A 17884-nucleotide genomic window follows, 5' to 3' on the forward strand; every position below is an offset into this window, starting at 1 on the left:
TACGTATTCCAGCAGGGAGATACAGTTGAAGAAAATTCTTCTAAATATTCTTGGGTTACTGCTTACCGCCGCAGCTCTGTATTATCTCATAGACTCCTTTTTAAGCGGTGCTGCAGAGGCTGGCGGATTTTCGTACCTTCTCCTCTTTGACCCTCTGCTGTTCGCTATTTCGTTTTTTCTAATGTTGTTGCACCTCCTTGCCGCTGCCTGGTCATGGATGCTTGTCTGCGGAGTCGCAGGGGCACAGATTACTTTCGGTCAGGCGTTCAATATTCATTTTCTTGCTCAAGTAGGTAAATACATTCCCGGTAAGGTGTGGGGAGCTGTTGGGAAGATAGGCCTTTCCAGAAAAATAGGTATGTCCTCAGCAAAAACCGGCCATGCTCTTGTTTTGGAAAGCCTGTTCATAGTTGCCGGATGCCTTTTGATGTCTCTTCCGGTAATACCGCTTGCCGCACAAAGGATAGGTCTGGGAACCACACTTAGCGTGATAATCGTAGTGGCATCGGTAGCTGTAGTTCTTTTTACGGCGCACCCCGGAGCATTCAGAAGACTACTGAAAATTGTAAGCTCTATCACGGGCAAGGATATTGATATAGAGGATCCCGGTTTTGCGAACGTCCTGAAACTGTTGCCTGTATACGTTCTTGTTTTTCTTCTACAGGGGGTGGCTTTTGTCTTTCTGGCAAGAAGTTTCGGTATGAACCTGCCCTTTTATCCGGGGGCCTTTCTTCTGCCCACTGCGGTAGGCATCGGTTTCCTGGCCATCTTTTCGCCCGGCGGTCTGGGTATACGGGAGATTTCCCTCGTCTGGCTTATAGGAGTTGTAATGATATCCGTTGAACCAGGTCAGGCATCTCTGATCTCAATCGCTGCCAGACTATGGATAACACTGGGTGAAGCCCTGGCGTTTCTGGCTGCCGTGATATGGTGGGGGGCAGGAAGAAAGAAAAACAGCTGACCTTACTGCCCGCATATCTTATTTGCCAGCTATTACGTTCGTATTATCATAGATTCTAAACAGCACTATTGCGATTTCCATCCATACGCGGATTATTGTCAGGTAAAGAATCATTGCTATCGGTCCAAGAACGATGGCGCCTATACCGTACATCATATCCATCTGAAAAGCGTAGACCACTCCGCCTAAATAGGCTACACAGACAAATACAACGGCTATTGCATAAAGTACTTTGATTATTCTGGGAAAAACGAAGTTCTCAAACGAGAAATCGAACAGTGATCCGAAAAAGCCTTTTGTGACCATTTTTTTCCTTTCGGTTGGTTTATGGAATGTATTCACCGGATTCACCCAGCTCATCAAGCACAAGCAGCGCTGAATCCGCATAATAACCATCAGGCGAAAGCATCAGGTAAGTGCTGATGGCATCTCCCGCTCTCATGTAATCTTCCCATTCAAGGTAAACCTTTGCCAGTTCCCAGCAGGCTGGAGAGTAACCTGCTTCGACAGCGGGAAGAAGGATCTCCCTTGCTTCGTTTCCCCTTGATGTCCTGCGGTAGACCGATGCGAGAAGAACAAGTGATTCAAGGCTTGTTGAACCCTGGTTCTGCAGTCCCTTTGAGAACCACATCTCCGCTGAATCCATATCCCCCAGTTCAAGCAATGCTCTGCCGCTCTGCAGCCAGATATCGGGATTGGTAGGAGCACGGATAAAGGCGCTGTCTGACATGAGTGCCGCACTGTCCGGTTGATCTATCAGAAGGTAGAGTTTTGACAGTTCGTAGAATCCTCTATAATCTTCGGGACAGGTATCGATGTACTGTTCAAAATAATCAGCGGCACGACCCCATGACTGCCGTATCGCGTTGACCATTCCAAGGCCAAGCACGGCCATATGATAATCCTCACTCAGATCAAGCGTAATCTGGAATTCATCTTCGGCCTGTTCAAGAAGACCCTGCCGCATAAGAGCCATACCGGTATCAAGATGGAGTTGGGCGGAGAGATCATCGACATCAAGCGAATGGATCGTAAGACACAGGATAATTAAAATCTGCATATGAAGCCTACCCTTTCCCGGCAATTTACCTTATCATATTTCCTTAAGACTCGCTCGTCACATACCGTTTCACTACTCGAAAATTGACAAGGATGCGCAATGAACAAATACGATCTTGTGATTATAGGCGGCGGACCGGCGGGATACGTTCCTGCCATTAGAGCTGCTCAACTCGGCAAAAGGGTTGCTGTTGCAGAGGAGGAGGAGATGGGCGGAACCTGCCTCAACAGAGGATGCATTCCGACCAAGACACTGGTTGCCAGCACAACCCTCTTAAGGAATTCACAGAATTCCCGGAAATACGGACTTGAAGGTAGCCTCTCCTTTTCATGGGACAAGCTTTCCCGTAGGAAGGATTTGGTGGTAAAGCGCCTTAGAAAGGGCGTGGAAGCACACTTAAAACATCTGGGCATTGAAGTATTTAACGCTCACGCAGTGCTGAAGAACCGTGGGGAGGTTCTGGTTGGTGATAAATTGCTTGAGGCTGATAACGTACTGCTTTCTCCAGGATCTCTTCCCCTTAAACCCGGACCGTTTGCAGTAGATGGAGTTCAGACCAGCAGGGATGTCCTTTCATGGGATACACTTCCCGCGAGCCTGATCATCGTAGGCGGGGGAATAGTAGGTTGTGAATTTGCATCCATTTTTGCCAGTCTTGGTGTAGAAATTACCATCGTTGAGATGCTGCCTTCGATACTGCCCGGCATAGACGATGATATCAGACAGGTTGTTAACAGCTCCCTGAATCGATCAGGAGTCAATATCCATACCGACAACGCGGCGGAGAGGGTAAAGGTATCGGAGAAGAGTGCCGAAGTCATTATGGCAGATGGAATGCAATTGTCTGCTGACAGGATTCTTGTTTCCATAGGTCGAAGGGCGAGAACCGAGGGGCTTAACCTTTCAGCGGCAGGAGTTGAGTTCACATTCTCGGGGATTCAGACAGATGATAATCAGATGACGAATCTTAAGGGAGTTTACGCAGCGGGAGATGTTACAGGCAAATGGCAGCTTGCTCATGCAGGGAGTGCCCAGGCTCTTGCGGCTGTGGATCGTATGTTCGGCCGCGGAGACCGTTCAATCAACCCGGATACAATGCCGGGCTGCATTTTTACTTCACCGGAAATAGCCATAGTCGGTCCAGGACAGAATGAGTGGGAAGAGAGAGGAGTTCCAGTAAGAACTGGAATGTCCAGGTACATCGCAAATGGTAAGGCGGTGGGAATGAACGAAACAGAGGGCTTTGTGAAAATAATCGCCAGAGAGCGGGATGATGTAGTAATAGGGGTTCAGATAGTAGGTGCTGACGCAAGCAGCCTTGTCGGAGAAGCTGTTCTGGCGGTAAATCTTGGTGTTAAAGCATCTGAAATCGGGGAGATGATACACCCGCACCCTACTCTGTCGGAGCTGTATATGGAAGCCGGAGAATCCTTCGGAGCAGGAGCTATTCATGGATAGATCTCCGGACGGTTTTATCTCCGCTATGGACGGTCTGGTCAGGATTGTAATGAAACTCAGGAGTCGCTCCGGCTGCAGCTGGGATAGAGAACAGACTGTTGAATCGCTCAGCCCTTACATGCTTGAGGAGGCTTACGAAGTTGCGGATGCCATCGCGAAAGGAGATATGAAACTGCTTCGAAGTGAACTGGGTGATCTTCTGCTGCATGTCATAATGTCAGCTGTTATCTGCCAGGAACAGAAAGAGTTTACATTGAAGGATGTTGTTGAAGGTATTTCATCCAAACTGGTCAGACGGCATCCTCACGTATTTCAGCAGCAGAACGATCTTACTTCAGGTGAAGTGGAACAGCAGTGGGAGGCAATCAAGGCTTCGGAAAAAAAGGATGAGGGATTCTTCGCATCCATTCCCTCGAGTATGCCGGCCCTTCAGACAGCGTGGAGAATCCAGCAGAGAGCTTCAGAAATTGGATTTGACTGGCCCGATGCCCGGGGCGCAAGAAGCAAGATCCTGGAAGAACTCCGTGAATTTGAAAATGCCCTTGATAGTAACGATACCGATGCTCAGAAAGACGAACTTGGTGATGTGTTTTTCAGTATTGTAAATTACTGCAGACTTATTGGTTTTGAGCCGGAAGCAGTGTTGAGAGCAAATAATCAAAAATTCATTGACAGGTTCACGAAGATGGAGATAATACTCAAAAAAGCCGGGTATTCGCTTGATGAAGCTGACATGGAGATGATGGAAAATGCCTGGCAGAAGGCCAAGCTTGAATGATACTATTTGTTTCTCTTGTGTTCGTACATTTTGCGGTCTGCCTCGGCCAGTGTCTCGCGGATTGAAATTACGGTGTCCGAATTCCAATGCGCGCAACCGATAGAAAGAGTTACCGCAGAACCGATGATATGCGTGGTCCTTTCAGCCAATTTTGAGCCATTGACAACCCTGTCTCTGACTATTGAAGCCGTTTGTCCGGTTTCTATCAGTATCATGAGAAATTCGTCTCCGCCGTAACGGATGAGATAATCGGTTTCCCTTATGCAATCAGAAAGATATGAAGCCACTTCTCTGAGAATTTTGTCTCCGGTTAAATGGCCGTATCGATCGTTTATTTCCTTGAAATTATCAATATCGACCATAAGAAAGCCTACACTGCTTTTGTACCTCTTTGCCCTGAGCTTTTCGCGGTTCAGGGCTATCTGGAAGAAATTGCGGTTGAAAGCGCCTGTGAGTGGATCGCGAATGGCCAGATTTCTGAGTTTTCGTTCAAGACTGATCCTGTCAACTGTTCCGGAAAGATGTCCGGCAAGCATTTCGAGCATATTAGTGTCATCGTTCGTGAAAGCGTCCGGTTCGTTTGAGACGCATTGCAAAACAGCCTCGGAACCTATGGATATTGATATTCCGGATCTGAAAGTTTCACTGTCCGGAGTCATTATAGGTATATCGTTATGACTTTTGAACTGAAATGTTCGCTTTTCCGCAAAAGTCATTCCGGCGAGACCGAAATCCAGATTTATTTCGTTTCCAATTCTGTCAATCAGTTCAGGTGATGTGGCTGTAACTGTAAGTACTCCGTTTTTCTCGGTGAATATCTGGCACATCGAGTTCGGAAGAAGCAATTTTGCTGAATCTATGGCAAGCTGAAAGGCTTTCTTCTTCATCGAACAGACTTCCAGTTTCGATGCGGCATCGTGGAGAATTCTCAACCTGCGCCTTGCAAGCCGCAGCTGCCAGTCAAGCTGTTTTCTTTCAATGGAATGATGGATTGCTCTCATCAGGTTATCTGGATGGAGTCTTCCCTTTACAAGAAAATCCTGGGCTCCCGCCTTAAGGGCATTCAACTCAGTTTTTTTATCATCTATCTCAGTAAGAACGATAAGAGGAATGTCCTGAACGTTACGGCAGATCTGCACTGTAGTGTCGTTACCGGAACTGTCAGGAAGACTCAGGTCTGCTACGATGACATCGAAATTCTGCTCTTTTATTCTGTTCAGGGCGGAAGCCAGGCTATTTGCTCTTTCAATGTGAAACTGTTCAGTTTTAATTTTCCTCAGAATCCCGCGGAAGTTCCTTGCGTCATCAAGGTTATTCTCGATTAACAGAATCTCGAGTGGTGAATTAATGGTGTACCTCTTGTTTCATTTCGTTAATTCAAATACAACGTTATATACACAAATAATAGGGAATAGTGAAAGACTAAAGTTTATCTTGACTTCATTCCTGTCCAGTGCAATCTTTTGAATATGTAACGGGTATCCGGCGATAGTTCCGCACGATGCCGGATATCAAAGGCTTTTTCAATAACATGTATCATAACTCTAAGGGAGTTAAAATGAAGAATTTGCTGATTGTTCTTGCTCTCGCAGCTGCCTTTACCTTTACAGCGGACAGTTACCCTGTTGAAGATCCTGTCGCATACATGCCTGGAACTGATGATGCTCTGCAATACGATGATGGAACCTCTTACTGGATAGTTTCAGGAGCAGCTTACTACGGAACATGGTTCGATATGTTGGATTTCACGACAAATCCGAACTATGAATTTGAATCCACAGAATGGTGGTTTTATCATCATGCTTCGCTTCCCTGGGATACAGATCAAATTGTTCTGGAACTTTGGGCCGGCGATGTTACTGGACCTGCAACACCTCTCGCATCCGACCATGTCACCGCAATTCATAATGCTCCTGTAATAGTAAACTACTTACCAGGAATATCAATAGAAACTGATTTCTGGATGATAGCGAACACCATAGAATATTCGATATTGGGTCTTCCATCAGTTATTTACGACCAGTTTAACAACTTTACAGGAATAGCCCACAGTTACTACCAGAACGGATTGTTATGGGAGCCCGTGGTAAGAGCGGGATACGAGATTGATGCCCTCTTCAGAGTATACATTATTCCTACTGGTGCCGGCCTGAACAACGAAAGCTGGGGAGCGATCAAGGGTCTGTTCAGATAGACTTCATCAGGAAAAGGGCTCCATGAAAGTAACCGAGTATATTAAATAGTCCATCGCCTTGCCCTCATCTTTGCAGGATAGACATAAGCCAAGGGGGAGGCCTCAATGAGTATCAAGTGCAATCTTTTGAATATGTAACGGGTATCCGGCGATAGTTCCGCACGATGCCGGATATCATTCCTGTTTGATGGTTTGGAACAAATGCGAAGTACAATACTTTTTACTGTTCTGGCAGTTATAGCATCCGGTAAGCCCTGTAACTCCGATGGATTGAACTGCGGGGATTCACTTACAAGAATAACACTGCCCGATGGATACACCGCCACTGTATTCGCTACCGGTATCAACGGAGTTGACGGGCTTGCATTTTCATCCAAGGGCTATCTGTATGCAGTTTCGGAAGGCGATGGAGCCGTATACAGGATAGATAAATCCGGGAGTGCAATCATAATTGCTGAAGGTCTTGTGAATCCTGAAGGTATCGCTGTGGACAGTTCTGAGTCGATATACGTTACGGAAGACATAGAGTATGGACGCCTGATTGCAATCGAGCCATCGGGCAATGTAGAGGTACTTGCTGACAGCCTTCAGTATCCTGAAGGAGTCGCATGGATATGTGACGGCAGCCTTGCTGTTACCGAATCCAGCCTGGAAGCGATTTCACTGCCTCCAGTGCTGACCGGAGTTCTCAGGGTTGATACAAGCGGTTCTTCCCCCATTTTCTCATCGCTGTATCTATGGAGCTTCTCAGATCTCATTGCGGACAACGGCGGGATGCTCTATGTATGTAATGAACTTTCCGGGTACGGGTTTATTCGGACTTCACTTCTGCGTATTGATCCATTATCCGGAGAATGGGAAGTTTTCTGCAGGGGTTTGCGCGCGTGCGAGGGAATTTGCAGCAGCGACAAAGGATTCTTTCCTCTGTACGTAGTCGAGGAAGACATGGGAGAAGGTTCGGGAAGGCTTTCTATTGTGGATGAAAATGGTGCTACAACCGTTTTCGCGCAGGGCTTTAACAATATTGAAGATGTTGCTGTTGATCCGTCGGGTGGTATTTATATAAGTGAGGATACTACCGGAATGATTATTCTTATCAGAAGGGAAGATTGATCAGACGATTTACTTATTACTAAAATCAAGGGGGTTCTTTTGTCCAGACTTGATGATTTAAGATCTGAGGCTCTTTTAGGTGGCGGCGAGAACAGGATCAGAAAAAGGCATGAGAATGGCAAGCTGACTGCAAGAGAGCGCATTCATCTTCTTCTTGATCCCGAGACGTTTCATGAAATGGGCATGCTGGTTACCCACAACTGCATTGATTTCGGTATGGAGGGAAAAAAGATTCCCGGAGACGGCGTTGTAACGGGTTACGGAAGAATCCACGGTCGGCAGGTTTGCGTTTATTCGGAGGACTTCACCATTTTCGGTGGATCCCTTTCAAAAGCAGTAGCTGACAAAATATCACGACTGCAGGATCTTTCTCTGAAAAACGGCGTCCCGATAATAGCCATAAAGGATTCCGGAGGAGCAAGGATACAGGAAGGTATCAATTCCCTGGCAGGTTACGGGGATATCTTTTTTAGAAATGTTAAAGCTTCCGGTGTTGTTCCCCAGATATCCGCTATCATGGGCCCCTGCGCTGGTGGAGCGGTTTATTCCCCTGCCCTGACCGATTTTGTTTTCATGATAGATCAGTCCAGTTATATGTTTCTGACCGGACCTGATGTGATTAAAGAAGTCACACATGAGGATGTTACTTTTGAAGAACTCGGAGGGGCAGTTGCTCACAGCAGGAAAAGCGGTGTGTCACATTTTAATGTCAGTTCAGAGGAACAGTGTCTGGCAACGATAAGGGAACTCATGACTTATTTGCCTCAGAACAATATGAGTGATCCTCCCGGAGTGCAATGTACCGATCCTGTGGAAAGAAGTGATGAATCATTGGATACCTTAATACCGGATGATTCATCCCTGCCCTACGATATGAAATCCATAATAGAGTCGGTCGTTGATGACGGCAGGCTGTTTCAGGTTCATGAGGACTTTGCCCCCAACATGATAGTTGGATTCTCAAGGATGGATGGAATGCCCGTTGGCATCGTTGCCAATCAGCCGGCTGTGCTTGCCGGTGTACTGGATACTCTTTCTTCCGCCAAAGCTGCGAGATTCATCAGGTTCTGCGATTGCTTCAACATACCAATTCTTGTATTTGAGGATGCGCCAGGTTTTCTTCCCGGCGTTGACCAGGAACATTCCGGGGTTATTCGGGAGGGGGCAAAGCTGCTCTACGCTTTCTGTGAAGCCACCGTACCCAGAATCACGGTTGTAACCAGAAAAGCGTTCGGAGGGGCTTATATAGCTATGAATTCAAAGAATGTCGGCGCGGATGTGAATTTCGCCTGGCCCTCAGCTCAGATCGCGGTTATGGGAGCCAGGGGAGCTGTTAAAATCCTTTTCAAGAGGGATATCGCAAAAGATGAAGACCCCGAATCAAAGCGTCAGCTCCTCATAGATGAATACAATGAAATGTTCAACAATCCTTACGTTCCTGCGGGAATGGGATATATTGATGAGGTGATAAAACCCCACGAAACAAGGTTGAGGGTTATATCATCGCTGAAAATCCTTGATGGCAAGCGGGAGAGTATGCCGCCGAGGAAACACGGAAATTGTCCATTATGAGCGGTATAAGCAAAATTCTGATAGCGAACAGGGGTGAGATCGCTGTAAGAATCGCCAGGGCCTGTCACGAAACGGGAATTACTTCAGTTGCTGTATTTTCACGGGCCGACAGATCAGCGAAGCACGTGAGGTATGCGGACGAAGCATACGAAATTGGTCCCGCTCCCTCTGCTGAGAGTTACCTTGTGATTGACAGGATAATCGAGACAGCTTTGAAAGCTGGCTGTCAGGCTATTCATCCCGGTTATGGATTTCTTGCTGAAAATCCCGCACTGCCTGCAGCCTGTACTGCGGAAGGGCTCATTTTCATTGGCCCATCTGCGGATTCAATGGCTCTTCTGGGGAACAAAACGGAAGCTCGAAAGCTGATGAAGAAAGCCGGGATTCCAATAATACCCGGAACAGAAGAGCCCATGAAATCCGAAGCCGAAGCTCTAACCTCTGCTGTGGGAATAGGATACCCCGTTCTGTTGAAAGCCGCGGCTGGCGGCGGCGGGAAAGGAGTCCGTGTTGTTCATTCGAAGGATGAACTGCCATCCGCCTTTAAAAGAGCTGGAGCCGAAGCCCTTTCCGCATTTGGAAATCCAGACATTTTTATGGAGAAATACCTGATCGAACCGAGACATGTTGAAATGCAGATCCTTGCGGATAACTACGGCAATGTCATACATCTCAATGAAAGGGAATGCTCTGTTCAGAGGCGATACCAGAAACTCATTGAGGAGTCCCCCTGTTGCATCCTCGACGAAGCAATGAGAAATAGAATGGGCAACGCCGCAATTACCGCCGTTAAAGCTTCAGGATATACGAACGCCGGTACGGTTGAATTTTTGATTGACTCCTCCGGGGATTTTTACTTCCTTGAGGTTAACACAAGACTGCAGGTTGAACACCCGGTAACCGAGATGATAACCGGTACAGATCTGGTCAAGGAACAGATAAGGATAGCTTCAGGGGAAGAACTGAATCTGACCCAGGAAGACATCGGTATTAACGGAGCAGCAATAGAATGCAGGATCTCAGCGGAGGATCCCGAGACTTTTCTCCCCTCGGTTGGCTATATAAAGGAGCTTGTAGAACCCTCCGGCCCAGGTATCAGGGTTGAATCAGGAATATCTTCGGACTATGATGTTCCTGTATACTACGATCCTCTTCTTTCCAAAGTAATTGCATGGGGCAGAGACAGAAGAGAAGCCATAGCCAGGATGCTGAGGGCTCTCGATGAATACAAGATAAAGGGTGTCAAAACAACCATTCCTTTTCACAGGAAGGTACTCGTGAACAGTGATTTCGTTGAAGGAAATTACGATACGGGTATAGTCACCAGGATAGAGAAAAAAAAGACGAACAAATTCCTGGAAATATCCGCAATTGCTGCTACAATAGTGGCAATGGATAACGAAAAGGTTGATTTCGTTTCCAATGTGAAACAGGATGACAGATGGAAACTTTCTGGAAGGATGTACGGTGGCATTCGAAGTATCAGATAGCGAGCATACGCTCAGAGTTGCCGCTTCAAGACTTGAAGTTCGTCCCCACGATGAGCTTTTTGAAATCGAGATAGACGGCACACATAAAATTGTAAGTATTTCCAGAATATCTCCTCAGCATCTGTCGATTATTCTTGATGGAAAGTCATACAATGTTGAAGTGGAACGCTTCAAGGAGAAGTATCAGGTTGTTACAAGGGGAGAGGTTTACGAATTCAGTGTAACGGATGAGAGGGAAGTGGTCACAACAGCAAAGGCCCAGGCCAGTGGACGGCTGATTGTAACCGCCCCCATGCCCGGTCTTGTTGTAGATCTGATGTGCAAAGCGGGAGAACAGGTGGAAGCCGATACCGGAGTTCTTGTTCTTGAAGCTATGAAGATGCAGAATGAAATAAAAGCGCCCGTTTCAGGCGTCATCTCCGAAATCCCGGTTGAAACGGGGGCTTCCGTAAACTCAGGTGACTGTCTCTTCGTAATTGAAAGTTGAAAATGTAGCGAATAGAGATCAATCTCTCAGAACCATTGACGCACCTCCACAGGGATACCGATAAAAGGTCAGGCTGGTTGCGGAGTACATCACCTGGTCTAATATTAAGATAAATTATCGTTTGTTTTATAACTTGCCATTGAACGCGGCCATGAGAGGGGAGTAACCGAATTACAGAACCCGTTGGAAAGCTCATATCCCTGAGCATGTTCTTCCCGTTTCATAACGAGGAGGATAACGTAATCTCAGTTCTGGAGGAAGCGCTTGAGGTCGGTTCGACGGTGACAGACGACCTAGAGATCATCGCTGTCGACGATGGCAGCACCGATCGTACCGCCGAGAGGGCTGAGACGGTGAGGAGCCGTTTTCCAGAGATAGTAAGAATAGTCTCTCACAAGACCAACAGGGGTTACGGAGCAGCAGTAAGATCCGGACTTGAATCCTCCACGCGAGAGTGGGTCTTTTTCAGCGACGGGGACAGCCAGTTCAGACTGTCCGACATATCCAGACTCATCGAACTCACAGAATCGGGCAGGGAGAAACTGCTGGCCCTCGGCTACCGCATGAACAGAATGGATTCCCTCTACAGGAGGATCAACGCAAGACTTTTCAACGGAGCCGTGCGGCTTGTACTGGGTATCAGGGGGATTCGTGACATAGACTGCGCATTCAAGCTAATTCCCCGGGATGCTCTGAAAGCCATTCCGCAGCTGACCTCCGAGGGCGCCATGGTCTCCGCTGAACTTCTCGCCAGATGTTCCAGAGCGGGTTTCATCCTTCGTGAGATCGGAATACCCCACTACCCCAGGCGGTTCGGTGATCAGTCGGGGGCAAGGTTCGGTGTCATCGTAAAAGCTTTCGTTGAGATGTTCAGATGCATCAGAAATGTACGTTCACAATGAGGGTTCTTCTCGTCAATCCGCCAACCGGTGTTTACCTCAGGGAAGACAGATGCCAGGCTCCGGTCAGGAGCATGATGGCTCAGGGCGCCAGACCGCCGATGGATCTCGCCTATATCGCGGCAACTTGCCGGAAAGCCGCCGGAGCCGACTGCAGGATAAAGGATTTCCCAATTGAGGGTGGAGGCTGGATAGCCCTGGAGACCGAGCTGCGGAACTTCAGACCTGATATTCTGGTTATAAGCACTACAACGCCTACATTCAAGCGCGACATGGTAGCCGCGGAGAAGGCTCACGGGATACTTGGTGATTCGGTGACATGTATCGGTAAGGGAGCGCACTTCTACGATCACGATGAGGAAGCCCTCCTGGAACACCCGGAGCTGGATATCGCGGTCAGGGGAGAATCGGAGCTCGTCATCGCGGAACTGGTTTCGGGTAAAGACCCGACCGATGTACCGGGAGTTTCCCGTATCGGGGACAACGGAAATTTTATTCGCAATCCGGACAGACCACCACCGGAAGATCTCGATTCACTGCCGTTCCCGGCCAGGGACCTGCTTAGGAACGAGCTGTACCAAGATCCGGAAACCGGCAGCCCTTTAACGCCGGTACTCACTTCGAGAGGCTGCCCCGGCAGGTGTGTTTTCTGTCCGGTCTTTCTCGTGAGCGGAAGAAAACTGCGAAAGCGCTCGGTCGAAAGCATCGTGCGGGAACTGGAAAGCTGCGTCAGCGATCACGGCATACGTTCCTTCCTGTTCAGGTCGGATACATTCACGATGGATAGGAAATGGGTGCTGGAACTCTGCAAAGCAATCAGCGAAGCGGCTCTGGATATCAGATGGGGGGCCAATTCCAGAATAGACACATTTGACGGCGAGATGGCAGCCGTAATGGCAGCCGCAGGATGTCATGTGGTTTCGTTCGGAGTTGAATCGGGCGATCCGCAGATACTGGAGAAGATACGCAAGGATATAGCTCTCGATCAGGTCTACAGGGCAGTGGAGGTTTGCAGGAAAAACGGAATCATGTCGCTCCTCTACTTCGTTGTTGGACTTCCATGGGATACGAAGGAGTCCATACGGAGGACGGCGCGTTTCGCGAGATCTGTTCCCGCTGACTTCTACGAGTTCCATGCGGCATACCCGTTTCCAGGAACGCCAATGTACGAGATGGCCCTTGAAGACGGTCTTTTCCGTGAAGAGGATCTGGCCGGTGGTGATTACTTCACACCGATAATGAACACATATACGCTCACAAGCGCCGAGGTTGCAGCCGAGAGAAAAAGAGCCATACTGGGAACGTACCTTTCACCCGCGTTCATCCTTCGCACACTGGGAAGGATACGATCATTCGGACAGCTCTGGCATTACACCTCATTCGGGTTCTCAAAACTGTTGACCCTGCTCAGAGGGGATAAACGGTACTAAGGCATTGCGCTCTCTATGAATGGGGCTGGACGTCACTTGCTACACTTACATTATACCTGTGAATACACCGGAGAAATTGTTCATTGATCCTCTGTACTCACCGGTTTGTAACAAATTGGAGCGGAGGTAATCAGATATTTATTACTTCCGTTTCTTTAACTTATTGAATCATCGGGACAAGAAAATCCGTTATCAGCTCAAGTTCGAATTCGCTGCCGTCTCTGGAAAGCTTCAGCGATACAGCCGAATTGACTGTGTTCGGAATGAATCTGTCAAGTTCATTCAACTGTTCCACATAGACAGGCTCTCCGTTTATCTCAAGCAGTACATCGCCTTCGATGATACCCGCTTTTTCTGCGGGGGAGCCCGGTATGATTTTGCTTACGATAAGACAGTTGTCCTCGATTTCAATCCCCATGCCGGTAAGTGATTCCGGAAGGCCTTCCTCGAAAATGGAGGATGGCTCCAGCATAATCCTGCTTTGGGCGTAATCAAGATACAATATGAATCTGCAAAGAACACCGGTCCCGAGAATTCCATCGTACTGGCTGAACACGTCACCACCGCTGAAGCTTGAGCAGAGACCGCCGGGAACCGTATAGTCTCCAAGTGTGATCTTTGAGACTCTGAATGCGCTGATATTTTCTTCTCCCCCAACACCCTGTATCTCGGTTTCGAACGAGGGTCTATCATTCAGGAATTCAGGATGATCCTCAAAGAACGATGGTGTAAGGTGGATATTTCCACCTGCTCCGGTATCCAGAAGAAGAATGACGGGAACAGAATCCTCAAGAACAGCTTCAACTGAAAGAAGGCTCATGCTTCTCTCCGCCGGAATAATTGATATTTCATCGTTGTGGATAGTGAAACCGTCCGGGTCGAACAGGGTTATAGTTTCAGAGCCGTAATCGATCCTCGTTACAAAACGGCTGAGGAAATCGTAACCGAGAATGAGATCTATCATTTCCCCGGTAGAGGGGTAGAACTCCTTCGAAAGGGGCATTACGGCAAGGGTTTGACCACTCACCAGGGCTCCTGCGGCATAATAGGAAGGCACCATCACGAACGAGAATTCCCTTGTTCCTCCGATGCCTCTTGCCGGGAGGTTCCCGGTTGACTCAAGTCCCAGGTCTGCAGCCAGTGTACTGTCAAGAACTGTTGCGCCGGCACCGCTGTCAAGCAGAATTATTACCGGGTTACCATTAACTTCTCCATCAAGGTAAATATGTTCACCCTTGAGTGAAAAGGCTGTAGGAGTTCCTGGATTCTCCAGTTCCCAGTCACCTCCTGCTGGAGTAAGTACGAAAATTGATTCAGGAATTGCTACATTGTATTCAGTCAGGATATTCCGGCTTAAGATCTCCTGTCCCAGTGCTGGAATAGTGCTTACGCTGCTCATTGCAGTGACTATGCCTTCGATGTTCTCGTAGTCATCAGGGTAACTTCTGACTTCAAGACCCATTGTTACCGCTGTCATAAGCACAGGAAGCCATGTTTCCTTTGAATAGTAGTAAACCACGTTCTGGTCGTCCTCAAGCCGCACAGGCACGGTCAGTACACTGTCTATCAGTGTATCCGCTCCAATGGATACCATGGAAGCATCAAAAAGATAGTCGTAGAAGACCGTATTTCTGGAAAGCAGCATCTGATCCCGCTCTTCGACGCCTCCGGGAGAAAGGTGCCCGTTGCGGTCTACCGTCCATACACTGTCCCCCTGAATGAGAACCTGTTGCTTTATTGGTCCTATCTCCGTGACGGAGAATCCGATGAAGGGTTCACGGACCCACCATGATTCGGTCATGCCGGCCATTCCCGCCATGTAAAGACTGTCTGCGGTATGAATAACCTGAATGTTACTGATCTCCTCCTCGAGACCGATGGCCACAATACAGTTATGCAGAATTGTATGTTCATCATCAGCGGATTCTTTGTCAGTTCCGCATCCTGTCAGGCTGTTTATCATCAGTGAGAGAAAGATTACGAGAATGAAAAATTTCATTATTACCTCCAGGTTATAAAAAGCTAAATTCCTGATAGCAGGCATATAGGAAAAAGCCTCAGAAGTTCGGTAATCAGGTTCGGGTCTGCGAAGGATGCCTGCATTGAAATGTCCAGTTGAATGTTCTGTTGCGGATAAAAGATCGAGACCTCATGTCCGTCGGTATGCTCAAAATCCCAGAGGGGAATAACGTCCGCCGGACAATGACCTATACCTCGCAGCGAGTCTGCCTGAAAAAGAACAGCGTCAATCGGAATTCCGGTTCCGGGAAGAAGGTTCCAGGCATGGAAAAGCAGGCTGTCCGAGCCGGTTCTGAATAATCCACCGATGATCTGAAGTTCTAAACCTGCTTCTTTTGCACTGTTCTGCAGGAGATGTGCGATTTCAAGGCAGGGTCCCGGACCGGTTTCAGTTTCAGGGATCTGAGTTGTTCTAATCAAAGATGAAATATCCTCCAGGTTTATGGAACCATATATGTCCGGGTAGTACAAAGGCAGGGGTCTGAAACTGTAAGGCTGCTGCCTTATATGAAGTACCAGCGGGAGAACAACCGTGGTCTGAGAAGGAAGGAGATCAATCCAGTATCTCATCAGGTTTCCATCCGCTTTAAAAACACCGGCCAACCGCTCTATCTGCTGGTATGGGGGATGAGGTACCGGCAGAGGAATTTCGACTAAAATGTCTATGGCATCTTCATCGCTCATATTAGTGACAAAGGTACTGAGAATAACAAGTGTATCAAGGGTTCTGCTGCCCGATATCCTGTTTTCAAGCCATTCTGACAGGAGAGAATCCGTTGAGGAGTTAAGCGCAAGGTTGTAATAGCGTTCAGCTTCTGCAAATCTGCCCGCCATTTCCAGTATGGCGGCAAGGTCAACTGTAGACCTGCCCCCATCCTTTGCGGCGAGCTCAGCAAAAAAGATGGCTCTCTCAGGGATATTGCCCAGTGTTACCAGATTCCAGCTGGAATCACCGGGGGAGTATCCATACGACAGTAGAATCGCAAGGAGGATATTCAACTCTCAAGTCCCTTAACCGGATCAAGCGCGGCGGCTTTCATTGCTGGCAGGATACCGGAGGCCAGACTGAGCAGGAAAGCGATGAAGCCGGCCAGAGCTGTCCTGAGTATGGAAATCCTGACAGGAATGTTTTCATGAAACGAATAGACATCCGGCAGCCGAATAAAACCGGTATCACCTATAAGCCAGCAGCCGAAAAGACCGAATGCAAATCCCAGAATGATTCCTGCTGCCCCTACGATCATTCCCTCCCAGAGAAAAATGCTGAATATCAGCCTGTTGTTGGCTCCCATAGCTTTCATGACGGAGATATCCTTTCTGCGTTCAATTGCCGACCTCGCGATGGTTCCCATGATGTTGAAAGTAGCGACAATTGTTATAAGAAGCAGAGCAAGGAAGGCTCCCATTCTTTCAAGCTTCATGGAAGCTGTAAGGTCAGGGTTCAGCTCTTTCCACGTTTTTACGGATATACCGTCGGTTAAGAGAACGGCAGCTGCTTCGGCTGCCGTTTCCAGAGAAAAACCCTCTGTGGGATAAAGCTTGATTCCTGTATAGCCCCCGCCGGGAAGGTACATTCGTCTTGCTAGATCGATTGGAATGTACGCCAGTGTTTCATCGTTCACAGGTAACCCTGTTTCCAGGGCTCCCGAGAGAATCACCTTTCCTATGGCATATCCCCTGCTGGAAAAGAATGCCATGGGCGGGAACACGTACATGGTGTCGCCAACGGAGTGATAGAACTGCTCTGCAAGGTATAGACCCATCAGGATGCAGTCATCCCCATCCGGCGTGGAAAGAGTTAGCTCTCCGTACGAGAGCTTATCCTCCATGATACCTGACGCGAACTCCCTTTCGGGGTCGACTCCTCTGATCCGGCACCCCGAATCAACTCCCCTTGATGGAAGACGGATTATCGCCTCTCCCTGAATGAAGGGTGAGATGTTCCCGATGGGAACGAGGTTTTCGAGTTCAACAAGAAGGCTGTCAGACATCTGGAATGGACCACCGCTGTCTGCCATAATCACAAGGGGAGCGTCAACTGTGATGACGGATTCCTCAATGAAATTCTCAAGGCCAGAGAGAACACCCATTACTATTATAAGAGCTCCCACACCCAGAGCTACGCCCGATACGCTGACAACGGTTGAAAAAGCAAGGTGCTTCCTTCGTGGATGCCTTCTGAGATATCTCCACGCAAGATGCCAGGAAAGTGAATTCATCTATTCCTCCGACTATGTATTGAACGAATATAAGAAACTTCATTCATGTCCATGCAAATGCATACTGAATCAGGATGCCTGAGGAACGTGAACTCGTGCGCTGTCAGATAAGCCTTTCTGGAAGAGATCCCCGCCCACCGTGAAATCATCGGGAGGTACAAAGAATTGAATATCCCGGCGGATGAAATACCGGGTAACCGATAA

Annotated in this window: 16 protein-coding genes; 10 read left to right on the forward strand and 6 right to left on the reverse strand. The window is 48.1% G+C overall.

All coding sequences use genetic code 11. The features are described 5' to 3' along the window. Positions 1-25 precede the first annotated feature (25 nt). The gene (locus K8S15_01370; protein ID MCD4774684.1) at positions 26-961 is read left to right on the forward strand and encodes a flippase-like domain-containing protein; all 936 of its coding nucleotides are present in this window, start codon (positions 26-28) and stop codon (positions 959-961) included. Between the two features lie 18 nt (positions 962-979). On the opposite strand, the gene K8S15_01375 is transcribed toward K8S15_01370, so the two are convergent. Both K8S15_01375 and K8S15_01380 read right to left on the reverse strand, forming a co-directional pair. Beyond that, positions 980-1267 carry a DUF4282 domain-containing protein gene (locus K8S15_01375; protein ID MCD4774685.1) on the reverse strand — a complete coding sequence of 96 codons (288 nt, stop codon included), beginning with the start codon at positions 1265-1267 and terminating at the stop codon, positions 980-982. 19 nt (positions 1268-1286) lie between these two features. Next, positions 1287-2021 (reverse strand): tetratricopeptide repeat protein, encoded by a 735-nt coding sequence (locus K8S15_01380; protein MCD4774686.1) that lies wholly within the window; start codon positions 2019-2021, stop codon positions 1287-1289. 99 nt (positions 2022-2120) lie between these two features. Here K8S15_01380 and lpdA point away from each other — a divergent pair, with 99 nt between their 5' ends. Further along, complete coding sequence (gene lpdA, locus K8S15_01385) at positions 2121-3479, forward strand: dihydrolipoyl dehydrogenase (GenBank protein MCD4774687.1); 1359 nt, start codon at positions 2121-2123, stop codon at positions 3477-3479. Then, positions 3472-4257: a nucleoside triphosphate pyrophosphohydrolase gene (mazG, locus tag K8S15_01390; protein ID MCD4774688.1), complete on the forward strand. Its 786-nt coding sequence runs from the start codon at positions 3472-3474 to the stop codon at positions 4255-4257. The genes lpdA and mazG overlap by 8 nt, the downstream gene beginning before the upstream one ends. Before the next feature lie 2 nt (positions 4258-4259). Here the strand turns inward: mazG and K8S15_01395 are convergent, their stop codons facing one another. Next, positions 4260-5396: a diguanylate cyclase gene (locus K8S15_01395; GenBank protein ID MCD4774689.1), complete on the reverse strand. Its 1137-nt coding sequence runs from the start codon at positions 5394-5396 to the stop codon at positions 4260-4262. A 419-nt stretch (positions 5397-5815) separates the two neighbouring features. Here K8S15_01395 and K8S15_01400 point away from each other — a divergent pair, with 419 nt between their 5' ends. From K8S15_01400 to K8S15_01430, 7 genes are all read left to right on the forward strand, one after another. Continuing rightward, positions 5816-6451: a hypothetical protein gene (locus tag K8S15_01400; protein ID MCD4774690.1), complete on the forward strand. Its 636-nt coding sequence runs from the start codon at positions 5816-5818 to the stop codon at positions 6449-6451. A 201-nt stretch (positions 6452-6652) separates the two neighbouring features. Beyond that, the gene (locus tag K8S15_01405; GenBank protein MCD4774691.1) at positions 6653-7564 is read left to right on the forward strand and encodes a hypothetical protein; all 912 of its coding nucleotides are present in this window, start codon (positions 6653-6655) and stop codon (positions 7562-7564) included. Positions 7565-7603: 39 nt separating this feature from the next. After that, entirely contained in the window at positions 7604-9136 is a 1533-nt protein-coding gene (locus K8S15_01410) for an acyl-CoA carboxylase subunit beta (protein ID MCD4774692.1), read from the forward strand. After that, entirely contained in the window at positions 9133-10626 is a 1494-nt protein-coding gene (accC, locus tag K8S15_01415) for an acetyl-CoA carboxylase biotin carboxylase subunit (protein ID MCD4774693.1), read from the forward strand. The genes K8S15_01410 and accC overlap by 4 nt, the downstream gene beginning before the upstream one ends. Then, entirely contained in the window at positions 10604-11113 is a 510-nt protein-coding gene (locus tag K8S15_01420; protein ID MCD4774694.1) for a biotin/lipoyl-binding protein, read from the forward strand. The genes accC and K8S15_01420 overlap by 23 nt, the downstream gene beginning before the upstream one ends. 206 nt (positions 11114-11319) lie before the next feature. Further along, the gene (locus K8S15_01425; GenBank protein MCD4774695.1) at positions 11320-12015 is read left to right on the forward strand and encodes a glycosyltransferase family 2 protein; all 696 of its coding nucleotides are present in this window, start codon (positions 11320-11322) and stop codon (positions 12013-12015) included. Continuing rightward, entirely contained in the window at positions 11988-13442 is a 1455-nt protein-coding gene (locus K8S15_01430) for a radical SAM protein (GenBank protein MCD4774696.1), read from the forward strand. Before K8S15_01425 ends, K8S15_01430 begins: the two co-directional genes overlap by 28 nt. 160 nt (positions 13443-13602) lie before the next feature. On the opposite strand, the gene K8S15_01435 is transcribed toward K8S15_01430, so the two are convergent. The 3 genes from K8S15_01435 to K8S15_01445 are packed head-to-tail and all read right to left on the reverse strand — an operon-like array spanning position 13603 to position 17680. Continuing rightward, positions 13603-15441 (reverse strand): aspartyl protease family protein, encoded by a 1839-nt coding sequence (locus tag K8S15_01435; protein ID MCD4774697.1) that lies wholly within the window; start codon positions 15439-15441, stop codon positions 13603-13605. Positions 15442-15464: 23 nt separating this feature from the next. Continuing rightward, positions 15465-16460: a hypothetical protein gene (locus tag K8S15_01440; protein MCD4774698.1), complete on the reverse strand. Its 996-nt coding sequence runs from the start codon at positions 16458-16460 to the stop codon at positions 15465-15467. Next, the gene (locus K8S15_01445; GenBank protein MCD4774699.1) at positions 16457-17680 is read right to left on the reverse strand and encodes an ABC transporter permease; all 1224 of its coding nucleotides are present in this window, start codon (positions 17678-17680) and stop codon (positions 16457-16459) included. The genes K8S15_01440 and K8S15_01445 overlap by 4 nt, the downstream gene beginning before the upstream one ends. Between the last annotated feature and the right edge of the window lie 204 nt (positions 17681-17884).

This window comes from Candidatus Aegiribacteria sp. (assembly GCA_021108005.1).
GTDB lineage: Bacteria > Fermentibacterota > Fermentibacteria > Fermentibacterales > JCC-6 > Aegiribacteria.